This is a genomic window from Oceanococcus atlanticus (assembly GCF_002088235.1).
Classification (GTDB): Bacteria; Pseudomonadota; Gammaproteobacteria; order Nevskiales; family Oceanococcaceae; genus Oceanococcus; species Oceanococcus atlanticus.
The window spans coordinates 563,383-575,436 of the sequence record NZ_AQQV01000001.1; the positions used below are offsets into that span (position 1 = coordinate 563,383).

General features: G+C 60.0%; 12 protein-coding genes. 1 reads left to right on the forward strand and 11 read right to left on the reverse strand.

Going from position 1 to position 12,054, the window contains the following annotated elements:
* Nucleotide 1 precedes the first annotated feature (1 nt).
* The 10 genes from ectB to ATO7_RS02665 form a co-directional block, all read right to left on the reverse strand.
* Entirely contained in the window at nucleotides 2–1,300 is a 1,299-nt protein-coding gene (ectB, locus tag ATO7_RS02620) for a diaminobutyrate--2-oxoglutarate transaminase (RefSeq protein WP_083559354.1), read from the reverse strand.
* Between the two features lie 2 nt (nucleotides 1,301–1,302).
* On the reverse strand, nucleotides 1,303–1,851 hold the full coding sequence (gene ectA / locus ATO7_RS02625) for a diaminobutyrate acetyltransferase (protein ID WP_240499409.1): 549 nt from the start codon (nucleotides 1,849–1,851) through the stop codon (nucleotides 1,303–1,305).
* Between the two features lie 396 nt (nucleotides 1,852–2,247).
* On the reverse strand, nucleotides 2,248–4,029 hold the full coding sequence (locus tag ATO7_RS02630) for a chemotaxis protein CheA (protein WP_240499410.1): 1,782 nt from the start codon (nucleotides 4,027–4,029) through the stop codon (nucleotides 2,248–2,250).
* Nucleotides 4,030–4,031: 2 nt separating this feature from the next.
* Nucleotides 4,032–4,676: a protein phosphatase CheZ gene (locus ATO7_RS02635; RefSeq protein ID WP_083559356.1), complete on the reverse strand. Its 645-nt coding sequence runs from the start codon at nucleotides 4,674–4,676 to the stop codon at nucleotides 4,032–4,034.
* A gap of 2 nt (nucleotides 4,677–4,678) precedes the next feature.
* Complete coding sequence (locus tag ATO7_RS02640) at nucleotides 4,679–5,071, reverse strand: chemotaxis response regulator CheY (RefSeq protein ID WP_083560978.1); 393 nt, start codon at nucleotides 5,069–5,071, stop codon at nucleotides 4,679–4,681.
* Between the two features lie 2 nt (nucleotides 5,072–5,073).
* Nucleotides 5,074–5,817: an RNA polymerase sigma factor FliA gene (locus ATO7_RS02645; protein ID WP_083559357.1), complete on the reverse strand. Its 744-nt coding sequence runs from the start codon at nucleotides 5,815–5,817 to the stop codon at nucleotides 5,074–5,076.
* Nucleotides 5,814–6,686, reverse strand: a complete 873-nt coding sequence (locus ATO7_RS02650; RefSeq protein ID WP_276206663.1) for a MinD/ParA family protein — start codon at nucleotides 6,684–6,686, stop codon at nucleotides 5,814–5,816. The genes ATO7_RS02645 and ATO7_RS02650 overlap by 4 nt, the downstream gene beginning before the upstream one ends.
* Complete coding sequence (gene flhF, locus ATO7_RS02655) at nucleotides 6,673–7,827, reverse strand: flagellar biosynthesis protein FlhF (protein ID WP_083559358.1); 1,155 nt, start codon at nucleotides 7,825–7,827, stop codon at nucleotides 6,673–6,675. The genes ATO7_RS02650 and flhF overlap by 14 nt, the downstream gene beginning before the upstream one ends.
* Before the next feature lie 40 nt (nucleotides 7,828–7,867).
* Nucleotides 7,868–9,934, reverse strand: coding sequence for a flagellar biosynthesis protein FlhA (gene flhA, locus ATO7_RS02660; RefSeq protein WP_083559359.1), 2,067 nt, complete (start codon nucleotides 9,932–9,934; stop codon nucleotides 7,868–7,870).
* Nucleotides 9,935–10,028: 94 nt separating this feature from the next.
* Entirely contained in the window at nucleotides 10,029–10,217 is a 189-nt protein-coding gene (locus ATO7_RS02665) for a hypothetical protein (RefSeq protein WP_083559360.1), read from the reverse strand.
* A 175-nt stretch (nucleotides 10,218–10,392) separates the two neighbouring features.
* Between ATO7_RS02665 and ATO7_RS02670 the strand changes: the two genes are divergently transcribed.
* Nucleotides 10,393–11,076: a TetR/AcrR family transcriptional regulator gene (locus ATO7_RS02670; protein WP_083559361.1), complete on the forward strand. Its 684-nt coding sequence runs from the start codon at nucleotides 10,393–10,395 to the stop codon at nucleotides 11,074–11,076.
* A 24-nt stretch (nucleotides 11,077–11,100) separates the two neighbouring features.
* Here the strand turns inward: ATO7_RS02670 and ATO7_RS02675 are convergent, their stop codons facing one another.
* On the reverse strand, nucleotides 11,101–12,042 hold the full coding sequence (locus ATO7_RS02675) for a response regulator (RefSeq protein WP_083559362.1): 942 nt from the start codon (nucleotides 12,040–12,042) through the stop codon (nucleotides 11,101–11,103).
* Between the last annotated feature and the right edge of the window lie 12 nt (nucleotides 12,043–12,054).

Sequence of the window (12,054 nt, forward strand, 5' to 3'; positions counted from 1 at the left end):
TTTATTCCGCAGCTTCAAAAAAATCGCGCTCTTCCGGCACTTCGTCGACCTTGGCCAGAACCTCGGCCACGCTGTCTTCGACAATCTTGAGACCGGCACGCAGGTTGTCTTCGCTGATGATCAGCGGGCACAGGGTTTTAACCACATGGTCATCGGCACCACTGGTTTCGATGATCAGCCCACGGCGGAACGCCGCCTTGGTGATCTTGCCGGCGATCTCGCCGTTCACGCAGTTGAGGCCCTGCATCATGCCGCGACCACGGCAGGTGAAGTTGCCCTCGCCGTACTTGTCGGCAATGCGGCCCAGATGCTCTTCGATGATCTGACCCTTGGCACGCACCTGCGCGGCAAACGTGTCATCCGACCAGAATTCGTTGATCGCCGTGGTGGCGGTCACAAAAGCCATATTGTTGCCACGGAAGGTGCCGTTGTGCTCACCCGGGCGCCACTGGTCCAGCTCCGGACGCAGCAACACCACCGCCAACGGCAGACCGTAGCCACTGAGCGACTTGGACAGGGTCACGATGTCCGGCTTGATACCGGCTTCCTCGAAGCTGAAGAAACGGCCGGTGCGGCCACAGCCGGCCTGAATGTCATCAACGATGAGCAGCACATCGTGCTGTTTGCACACGGCATCCAGGTTGCGCAGCCATTCCATGCTGGCGGCGTTGATACCACCTTCACCCTGCACGGTCTCAACAATGACCGCAGCCGGATGATCAACACCGCTGCTCGAATCGCTGAGCAATTTGTCGAGGTAAGCGGTGGTGTCGATGTCCTCGCCAAGATAACCGTCGTAGGGCACGCGTGACACGCCGTTGAGGCTGACACCGGCCGCACCTCGGTGATGCGAGTTACCGGTCAGTGCCAGGGACCCCAGCGACACCCCATGAAAACCGTTGGTGAAGGCGATGATGTTCTCGCGCCCAGTGCAGTTGCGCGCCACCTTGATCGCCGCTTCCACGGCGTTGGTGCCGGTTGGCCCGGTGAACTGGACCATGTACTCCAGATCACGCGGCTTGAGGATTTTCTCGTTCAGGGTTTCGAGAAACTCGCGCTTGGCATCAGTGTGGAGATCAAGACCGTGGGTAATGCCGTTGTCTTCGATATACGCCATCAAGGCTTTCTTAAGAATCGGGTTGTTATGCCCGTAATTCAGGGTGCCCGCACCACCGAGAAAGTCGAGATATTGGTTGCCATCCGTGTCATACAAAAACTCACCTTCGGCTTTGTGAAAAAGACGCGGAAAGGCACGTGCATAACTTTGAACTTCGGATTCGATTTCTTCGAAGATTTTCATGATTATTTTTCGCTCTGAATGGAAAAGGGACCGATGCGCAGCAGATGTTCGTCATCGTGCGCACCATGGAAATGCGTATCGCGCGTGAAATGAACCGCAGAATCCAGCGCGGCACCGCGGCGCCGGGCAAACGCCCGAAACAAAGCCCATGAGGCCTCGTTGTCCGGCGTAATGGTGGTTTCCAGGTAACGCAATGCGCTGAGTTCGGGGCGCTCGAGAATCGCGTTGATCATGCGGCCCGCCAGGCCACAACCACGCGCCTCTTCACCCACCGCCACCTGCCACAAGAAGAAGGTGTCAGGTCGCTCGGGGACGACATAGCCGGACACGAATCCGACCAGTTGCCCATCCCGTTCAGCGGCCACACCGGTGGCGGCAAAATGGCTGCACTGCAGGAGATTGCAGTAGATTGAGTTTTCGTCCAGCGGTTTGCACCGCGCCACCAGCTTGTGCAGGTGGGGACCATCCTGCGCCGTGGGTTTACGCAGAACGATGTTGGAGGTCTCAGACTCCGGGCCTTTTGGGCTCATGTATTTTTCGAGTGTCTGCATCAGAACCACTCCGCCACACCATGGCATCACGCGATGGGCATACGTCGGAATCTGCGAGAGATCTCGTGAGGGTCAAAGAAGCCGAGGCTTCTCAACTGCAAGGGCAGTTATACGGGGAGACACATCTCCACCCGCAAATCGGAGCAAGGTCCGACGTCTGTACTGGCGCTTTGAGCGTAGCCAAACACCGCAGCCCACAGGGCTATCACATCACGATTCAGTATCTGAATCCGGTGTTTGATTGGTTCGAATACAGAGTAACTTTTTCAAGTAGGTGGCCAAGCATGGCATACAAGACGAAAAAAGTCCAGAAAACCAAGATTTTACGCCGTCATGATAGCGCCATATAAGGCCTTTAAAATGGCCGATTAAGGGGTATTTAATCGGGTTGAATGGTCAGCATTTTATAGCCCCGGAACGCAGGCTTTTGAGCATGCCAACAGGGTCGAGAATCAACGCAACCCGTCCATCGCCGGTGACCGTTGCCCCCGAAAATCCAACAAGGTCGGTCAACGGTGGCCCCAGCGGCTTGATCACCACCTCTTCGCGCCCGATCACACTGTCCACAACCAGCCCAAAACGGTCACTACCGCTGCGCAACAGCACCATATGGGCTCGTTGCGGGACATCCTCATATTCGCCGCACCAGGGCCCCAGCAGCAGCACCGGCACCGGATCATCATCAAGCCTGTAGACCCAGCGCCCATCCACCCGGGTGTAGCGTTCCGGGTCAAACATCAGCACATCGTCCACATTGGATAACGGCACAGAGAAAATACGCTGCCCGGCGCGAACCATCAGACTGGCCATGATCGCCAATGTCAGTGGCAGGCGCAGCTCCATGGTGCTGCCCTCGCCCAGAGTCGAATCAATGTGGATACGCCCGTTGAGTTGGTCGATGCGGTTCTTGACCACATCCATACCGACCCCGCGCCCGGACACATCAGAAACCTCATCTCGGGTTGAGAAACCCGCCATGAAGATAATGCGGAAACAATCCGCGCTGTCCATGCGCGCCGCCTCGTCCTGATCCAGCACGCCACGCTCGACCGCTTTGGCACGCAAGCGATTGGGGTCCATGCCGGCGCCGTCATCAATAATGCGGATGACGATGTCGTCACCTTCCTGAGCCGCCGACAGCCTGACCGTGCCCTGCTCCGGCTTACCGACCGCACGGCGCTGCTCGGGCGACTCAATACCGTGGTCAACGGCATTACGAACCAGATGAATCAGCGGGTCGGCCAGAGCCTCGACCAGATTTTTGTCCAGTTCAGTGTCCTCGCCGTGTAACTCCAGCGACACCTGCTTGCCCAGCGAACGCGCCAGATCACGGACAATACGCGGAAAACGCGAGAACACCTTGCGTATGGCCTGCATGCGAATTTTCATCACCGCGCCCTGCAGCTCGGTGGTCACGCGATCAATGCGCGCAGAAACCCGGGTCGCTTCTTCGCCGAGTTGGCTGCCACGCCCCAGCGCCTTGAGTTGATTGCGCGCCAGCACCAACTCGCCTATGAGGTTCATCACCGCATCGAGCCGCACGGTGTCGACGCGAATCGAGGACTCGACCGCTTTGGCAGGTGGCGATGCCTTGCTCGCAACAGCCGCGGGCACGCTGTCCGCTGGCGCAACCGATGACGGAGACTCACCAGCCGGCGGCGACACCACTTCCGCCGCGGGCGGGCTTGGTGTCGAGGCTGGCACACCGTGCATCTGATCCAGCAGCGCATCCAGATCCACGTCGTCAGGAACATTGTCGAGATCGATCTGCGATGCCGCCGGCGCTGCACTTGATACCGCGGACGCACCGGCCAGATCACGCAGACGTTCGAGCAAAGCCGGATCCGCCGCAGCCGGCGCGTCGCCTGCCGCCAGGGCGGCATGCTGCGCCTGCAACTGATCCACCGCGGCTGACAGCGCATCCACCATATCCGCGCTCAAAGCGTATTTGTGGCTGCGCAGCCCGTTGCACAATTCTTCCGCCACATGGCACAAATTAACCAGCGGCTCCAGGTTGAGAAAACCGGCCCCGCCCTTGACGGTATGAAAACAGCGGAACACCGCGTTGAGCAGATCGGCATCCTCGGGGCTCGCCTCCAGATCGACGATCTGCTGCCCAAGGTTGGCGATCAGCTCTTCGCTTTCAACCAGAAAGTCCTGCAGGATTTCGTCATCCACACTCAGATTCCCAAATCCGCCAACAGGGCATCGGCATCATCCTGTGATGCTGCCGGGCGATTGTCAGTGCGACCGGCCGCCGGCCCAAGCAAGGCTTCATCTTCCGGCTCATCAAGCGTGGCCGGACTCAAGCCCGCCAGATCCAGCATATCCTTCAAGGTGGTGTCGAGATTGCCAACCATGGTCATGACCCGGCGAATGATCTGCCCGGACAGGTCCTGATAGGCCTGCGCTTCGTACAGCGACGACATGTTCTTGCGCAAGGTCGCGGTGCGCTCAACCAGCTGCTCGGCCGCTGCCCCTGGGGCCATCTCATCGGCCATGTCCTGCAGCGCCACAATATGCTCACGCGAATCCTCAACCAGATCCAGCGTGCGCGTGGCGGCCTGTTCGGTCAGCTCGATCACCGCATCCAGGCGTGAACAGGCATCAGGAATCTCAGCTGCCGCGCGAGCCAGTCGGCTGTCCAGCTGCAAGGCGCGCATTTCGGCGTACAGATCACTGGCCATCTTGCGTATACCCTGAGCAAAGGCCGCCGTTTTGGCCGCATCCAGCTCTTGTAGACCGTGCTCGACCTCACCCCAATCGCCACCGAGCGCCGCCTGATGCAGGCTCTCAAGACGCCGGGCCAATTGTTCGCGATCCATCGCTACGCTGCGGTCTGCAAACGCTGATTGATGCGGTCAAGCTTCTCCTTGAGCGTCTCGGCGGTGAACGGCTTGATGATGTAACCGCTGACGCCGGCCTGCGCCGCCTCCACAATCTGCGACTTGTCCGCTTCGGCAGTCACCATCAACACCGGCAAATGGGCCAGCTCCGCGTCGGCCCGTATGGCCTTGAGCAGCTCGATGCCAGTCATGCCCGGCATGTTCCAGTCGGTCACGACGAACTGAATGCCGCCAGCCTTGAGCACAGGCAGCGCCGTCGAGCCGTCGTCGGCTTCCACCGTATTGGTAAAACCCAGATCGCCGAGCAGATTTTTGACGATACGACGCATGGTCGGGAAATCGTCAACGATGAGAAATTTGGTGTTCTTGTCCATGGTCATGGTCCTTGTTGATGGGCATTCCAGTCCTGAAGCTTGCCGCGCAGGCGCAGATGAGCGCGCCCCTGGAGTTGGCAGACACGTGATTCACTCACCCCCAGAACAGCGCCAATTTCCTTGAGATTGAGGCCCTGGTCGTAATACAACGACAGGACCAGCTGATCGCGTTCGGGCAACTCAGCGATGGCCGAAGCCAGATCTTTCTCGAACGCGCCATGCTCATAGTGAGCCGCCGGCGAGTCGCCGGAACTGGGCAAGTCGGCGCGCAGGTGATCGCCTTCGTCGTCGGAGTACTCCAGCGGCAGCGCCTGACAACGACTCGCGTCGGCCAACAAACTGCGCAGCGCTGGCATGTCGATCTCCAGCCGTTCGGCCACCTCACTTTCACGTGCCGGACGACCCAGCATCTGCTCCAGTTGGCGCATCGCTTCGGCCGCGTCGCGCATACCACGATGCACTGAGCGCGGTGCCCAATCGCCGCGACGCAGCTCATCAATCATGGCGCCACGAATACGAAATCCGGCGAAAGTCTCGAAGCTGGCGCCAGCCGACGGATCAAAGTGACTGGATGCTTCAAGCAGTCCAATCATGCCCGCCTGGATCAAATCATCCAGCTCGACGCAATCGGGCAGTCGGGCAGAAAGATGCAGCGCAATACGCTTGACCAGCGGGGCATGCTGTTCGACCAGCGTATCCGCGCTGGGCAGCTGGGCCGTGCTGAGGTACTCCGCCGCAACACTCATGAGGCCACGGCCACGGCGGGGCTGATCATGCGATCAACAAAGAATTCCACATGGCCGCGCGGCCGCTTGACTTCACGCCAGGTCGAGACGGTTTTGGCCACATCGCGAAAAGCCAGTGCCGCGGGGCTGCCCGGCCAGATCTGCGTCACCAGCTGCTGACGCTGGATCGACTGACGCAAGCGCTCATCGAACGGAACGTGCCCCAAGTATTCGAGATTGACGTTGAGAAACCGATCTGTCACGCGCAATAACTTGGCAAACAGTTGCTGGCCATGCCCAGCATCTCGGCTCATGTTGGCCAAGACCTGAAAGCGGCTGAGCTGCCGGTCACGCGACAGCACCTTGATCAGCGCATACGCGTCGGTGATCGAAGCGGGCTCATCGCACACCACGACCAGTACATGATCAGCGGCCTGCGCGAACGTCAGCACGTTGCCGGCAATGCCAGCCGCACTGTCTACGATCAGCGTATCGACCGGCATGTCCAGATCGCTGAACGCATGGATCAGGCCCGCTTGCTCGGTTGCACACATTTCAGCCAGACGTGTGTTGCCCGATGCTGCCGGGACGATCAGCAAACCTTGCGGCCCGGTTACGATGCTGTCGGCCAGATCGCAGCGTCCTTCCAGAACATGCCCAAGATGGAAGCGCGGCTGCAAACCCATCAACACATCCAGATTGGCCAGGCCGAAGTCAGCATCCAGCAGCAGTACGCGCCGCCCTGAGGCTTGCAAGGCGAAGGCCAGATTGGCCGACACACTGCTCTTGCCTACCCCGCCCTTACCGCTGGCCACTGTGATGACCTGAGGGCGGGACGATTCATGGCGCCGGTCCATGCTGGAAGCCTGGTGATAATCAAGCACAGGCACGCAGATTCTCCGGCTGGCCGGCACGCCGGCATTGATCCAGTGCCCGCGCAACCAGGTCATGCCCGCGCGCCACATGCAAATCTTCAGGTACCTGCTGACCATCCGTGGCGTAGGCCAGCGGCAAAGCTTGACCCGCGATGAAGCTAAGCGCCTGACCCAGCTGCCGCGTCTCATCCAGCTTGGTCAGAATCAGGCAATTCGGTCGTGCTGCGTCAAAGCGCCGGGCCTGCATCAGCAGGTCCATGGGCGCGGTCGATGCCGACAAGCACAGCGCCCGGTGTATACGCTGCTGTGGCAGCAAGCAGGCAAATTGTTGATGCAGCTTGAGATCACGCCCGCCTACGCCGGCGGTGTCAATGACGATCAATTCCTGTGATTGACGCGCAGCGAGAATGTCGCCCAGCTCGTCAGCGGCCTGGATGCGGTGCAGCGGCGCCCCCAGAATGCGGGAGAAGGCGGCGAGTTGCTCCTGCGCCCCGATACGGAATTCGTCAGTGCCCACAAACTGCACGCTGCCCTGCCCAAAACGCAGGATGTGGCGCGCTGCAAGCTTGGCCGCGGTGGTGGTTTTGCCAACACCCGTAGGGCCCATCAAAGCCACCGCGCCGCCATCATGGAGCAATTCCTGACGACCAATTGGCAAAGCCGATGCCAGCGCCTGCAGACCGGCCTGTCGGGCCGCATCCACATTCAGGCCACTGGGCAGCGTCTTGAGCAGCTCATCGACGCGCGAAGCGGCGATCCCCATACGGGTTAACAAGGCATAGGCCGCCTGATGTCCCGGGCAATTCGAACGGCACGTGCCGGCCACCGCATCAAGACGGTTTTGCAGCAACTCCTGCATGGCTTCCAAACGCTGCTCCATAAGCGCCATGGCATCACCGCCCGCGGCGCTTGCAGCGACGCCGGACACATCGAACCCGCTGGCCGTGGTGGCCGCATCGTCGGCGTCTTGAGAGACTCCGGGTTTTCTGCCCGAAGCATGTCGAATCAGGGATTCGTCGTAATCGACGGCGGCAACCAGCTCAATACCCTCGCGGGTTTCATGAGTCGACAAAATGACGGCGTCCGGGCCCTGCTCCTGCTGCACCGCGCGCAGTGCGCTGCGCATGTCGCGCGCGCTGTAACGTTTGATTTTCATTGCTGATTTGCCTCGTGTATTGCCTTCATGGCGCTATCCGTCAGGCCAGTGAACCGACAACGCGGATGCGCTGCTGCTCCGGCATCTCGCTGTAGGAGAGGATGTGCAGATCCGGCAAGCTGGGACGCAACAGCCGCGACATCCAGCCGCGCAAGCCTTCCGGAACCAGCAATACGGCTGGCTCGCCGGCTTGCTGACGTGCTTTCAGATTGCTGCTCGCTGATTCATGCATACGCTCAACCACTCCCGGCTCCATCACGTCGTTCCTGGCTGCGTCGTGCAACATCCGTTCCAGAGACGGCTCCAGGGTCATCACCGGCAGTTCTTCAATCTGCGGCGCAATGCTTTCAAGGATTTGTCGCCGCAGTGCGCGACGGGCTGCGGCCGTCAGACTGTCGACACTGGCCTCACCTCCGGCCACGTCGGCAAGCGCTTCCAGCACTCCACGCGTGTTCTTGACCGGAATGCCCTCGCTGAGCAGGTTCTGGATGACCCGCACCAGGCTCGCCAGCGGCAGCTTCTTGGGCACCAGATCCTCAACCAGACGCGGTGAGTTCTCAGCCAAGCGATCAAGCAACTGCTGCGCATCGTCATGCCCGAACAACTCCGAGGCATGCTGCTGAATAAGATGTGACAGATGCGTGGCAACCACGCTGGCCGGATCGACCACGGTGTACCCCTGGGCCTGTGCGGCGCTGCGCTGTGCCGGCTCGATCCACCATGCATCCAGACCAAACACCGGGTCGGTGGTCTTGATGCCGTCCAGATCGCCGAATGCCTGCCCCGACGACAGCGCCAACTCGCGCCCTTGGTGCAAGGTCACACGCGCCAGCGTGCTGCCATACAAGGTCACGCGATACTCGGTCGGGGCCAGATCAAGACGATCGCGGATGTGCACAGCCGGAACCAGAAAACCCAGGTCCTTGGTCAGCTTGCGGCGCACCGCCTTGATGCGGTTCATAAGGTCACCACCCTGACGGGTGTCGACCAGCGGGATCAGGCGGTAGCCCAACTCCAGACCCAGCGGGTCTTCGGCCTCAACATCGTGCCAGCCAACCTCGCTTGGCGCTGCAGGTTCATTGCGCTGCGCCTCTTCAACCTCATCTTCGCCGTCACCCGGCAGATTCTGACGCGCCCGCCACCAGGCCAACCCGGCGCAGACAGCGGCCAGCAACAGGAAGGGCATATTCGGCATGCCCGGAATCAGTCCCATCACACCGAGCATGGCTGCACTGATCGCCAGCGCGCGGGGAGAGCCGAACAGCTGCCCCATCACCTGCTCGCCCACATCCTGCGCCTGCGACATGCGGGTGACCAGGATCGCGACGGCCGTCGACAACATCAGGCCCGGCAGCTGAGCCACCAAACCATCACCAATGGTGAGCAGGCTGTACGTGCGCCCAGCGTCCGCCAAACTCAAATCGTGCTGGGCCAGACCGATGATCAGACCGCCGATCAGATTGATGAACAGAATGAGCAACCCGGCCAGCGCGTCTCCACGAACGAATTTTGATGCACCGTCCATTGAGCCGTAAAAGTCAGCCTCGTCGCGGACCTCCTCGCGCCGCGCGCGAGCTTCGTCGTTGCTCAGGAGCCCGGCGTTCAGATCAGCATCAATGGCCATCTGCTTGCCCGGCATAGCATCCAGGGTGAAGCGTGCCGATACTTCAGAAATACGTTCCGCGCCCTTGGTCACCACAACAAAGTTGATGATGGTGAGGATCGCAAACACCACCAGGCCCACGGCGTAGTTGCCACCAATCACGAACTCGCCAAAGGCCTCGATCACACGACCGGCCGCACCCGATCCTTCGTGTCCGTGCAAAAGTACAACCCGGGTCGACGCCACATTGAGCGACAGGCGCAGCAGGGTGACGATCAGCAGGATAGTCGGGAATACCGAGAATTCCAGCGGACGCCGGACGTACACCACGGCCAGCAAGATGGTGATCGACAACGCAATATTGAAGCTGAACAACAAGTCCAGCAGCAGGGGCGGCATCGGGATAACCATCATCCCGAGCAAGGTCATCAGCAGGGCGGCGGCACCCAGACCGGGCGTGGTCAGATAACGGGAAAATGCGTTAGCGGCGAGTAGCTGGGTCACCCGGCGGTTCCGGCGGCAAGATTGCGCCGCAACCTGCAAACTCCGGGCCGTGACGACAAACCGTCACAGCCCGTCACTTAATGATGTCAGGACATCAACTCTTGCTGGTACTCAGCGCGATCGCTTGATGACCGAACAACTGCTGCGCACTGTCGGCCTGCCAGCCGCGCATCACGCCGCATCCAGCCGCGATCAGCAGCACCGCCAAGAACATGGCGCCCAGTCCGCTGAAGTGGCGCACAGTGAATTTTTCGCAAGCTGACATTGGGGTTTTGGCATTCATTTAAGGCAACCTCCTTATCTCATGTCTTTATATTAAGGCATGTGCCTTATTTTTCAAGCTCAGCGTCATGCCACATGCTCCATCGCAGCCGGCTGGAAGCCCAGAGCAAGCGGCAAAAGCGGCACAACAGCGCTATTTTCAATATGATGTCGTGATGCACTGGTGGCGGAGATAAATGAGAGCCCGAAACAACCCGGCCCGAACAGAACGCAGCGCGACGACACGCAACAAGATCATCCAGGTGGCCGTAAAGCTGTTTGCCGAGCGCGGCATTGAGGGTGTGTCGTTAAACGACATCAACAAAGCCGCCGGTCAGCGCAACAAAAACGCCACGCACTATCACTTTGGCAGCAAGGAAGGCCTGTTGCAGGCCATTCTGGACAAGCACGAACCACCGATTGCCAAGCGTCGGGACCAACTGCTTGATGAGTTCGAAGCACAAGGTGACCTGACCCTGCGCAAGGTGCTGCGCGCGGTGATGCAGCCGATGGTGGAAAAGCTCGATGACCCGGATGGAGGCGCAGACTTTGTGCGCTTTAGCGCACATCTGGTAATCACCCACACCATGGCAGCCCTGCATCTGAATGCGCCGACGTTCCGCATCCACTCCGTGGAACGCATTGCTCAGGCGCTGGACCAGCAGCTGGGCCCGCTCACGCCCAGCGTCAAATTTCACCGCGGCATCATGCTGGGCGTGTTCCTGACCCACGGCTTGGCCGAGCACTCACGCCTGCGTGACACCGCCTCGCCCGGTGCCGATATCAATCAGATGACCGAGCTGTTCGTGTCCAATCTGGAGGATTGCCTGACCGCGATGATGCAGGCGCCGGTTTCGGAGCAAACCCGCGCCCTGCTCTAAGCCGCGGCAGGCCTGTTTCAGGCTCTAGCCAGTAACCAGACGGCGCAAGGAACGTATGCGGTTGAGCAAACCATTGGCCAATGGCGGATTCTCCGGCTTGGGCTCAACCGGTTTTTGCACCTGGTAACGGCGGCTCAATTGCTTGTGGCGCGCCATACGACGATGCTGGTTGATTGCTGAAGCCACGGTGATCTTGGTCTGGGTCTCACGCAAGGGCTTGGTGATAAAACGATAAATCTGCCCCTGGTTGATCAACTCGATCGCCATGCCAGCATCGGCCCGCGCGGTCACCACCATGGAAATCAATTCCGGATTGTGTTCTTTGAGCGTGCTGAGCAGACTCACCACCGACTGGTTCTGAACGCGCGTATCGGTGATCACCACCCCCACTGCCTCACGCTCCATGATCTCGATGGCACCTTCAATGGTGGTTGCCGCAACCACCCGGTACTGATTACCGAGCATTTGCTGAATCGCCGGTGCAACTGTGGGATCTTCATCCAGCACCAGCGTGGCGGGCAGATTGGACGCCGCCTGCTCGTCCGAGCCGCCTTCACTGCGCGAGAGCTGTATCGCTTCCCGTGTGGTGCGGGCCGCTTCCACGGCTTGAGCCACGGTCGCTTTGAGCTCCTTGTTGTCCCAGGGCTTGTTAACAAAGCGGAAAATCTCGCCCTCGTTGATCGATCCGATGATCGCATTGAGATCCGAATAACCGGTCAGCAAGATGCGCATCGCCTCAGGGCGCAAGTCTTTGGCCTCGCGCAGCAAATCCACCCCGGTCATGCCCGGCATGCGCTGATCACTGACCACAACGTCGACCGTCTCTCGCTTGAGGAATTCGATCGCCTCATTTGCGCTGTTGGCAAAGAACATCTGGTAGTCGCCACGAAACAGCATGCGCATGGTGGTAAGAATGCGCCGCTCGTCGTCTACGAACAGAACCCGTGCTTTTTCCGTCTCTGACATTTTGACCTCAAA

Coding starts and splice junctions, on each gene's coding strand:
- ectA (WP_240499409.1), bottom strand. CDS start 1,851: ATGCAGACACTCGAAAAATACATGAGCCCAAAAGGCCCGGAGTCTGAG.
- flhF (WP_083559358.1), bottom strand. CDS start 7,827: ATGAAAATCAAACGTTACAGCGCGCGCGACATGCGCAGCGCACTGCGC.
- ATO7_RS02675 (WP_083559362.1), bottom strand. CDS start 12,042: ATGTCAGAGACGGAAAAAGCACGGGTTCTGTTCGTAGACGACGAGCGG.
- ATO7_RS02665 (WP_083559360.1), bottom strand. CDS start 10,217: ATGAATGCCAAAACCCCAATGTCAGCTTGCGAAAAATTCACTGTGCGC.
- ATO7_RS02640 (WP_083560978.1), bottom strand. CDS start 5,071: ATGGACAAGAACACCAAATTTCTCATCGTTGACGATTTCCCGACCATG.
- ATO7_RS02645 (WP_083559357.1), bottom strand. CDS start 5,817: ATGAGTGTTGCGGCGGAGTACCTCAGCACGGCCCAGCTGCCCAGCGCG.
- ectB (WP_083559354.1), bottom strand. CDS start 1,300: ATGAAAATCTTCGAAGAAATCGAATCCGAAGTTCAAAGTTATGCACGT.
- ATO7_RS02670 (WP_083559361.1), top strand. CDS start 10,393: ATGAGAGCCCGAAACAACCCGGCCCGAACAGAACGCAGCGCGACGACA.
- ATO7_RS02635 (WP_083559356.1), bottom strand. CDS start 4,676: ATGGATCGCGAACAATTGGCCCGGCGTCTTGAGAGCCTGCATCAGGCG.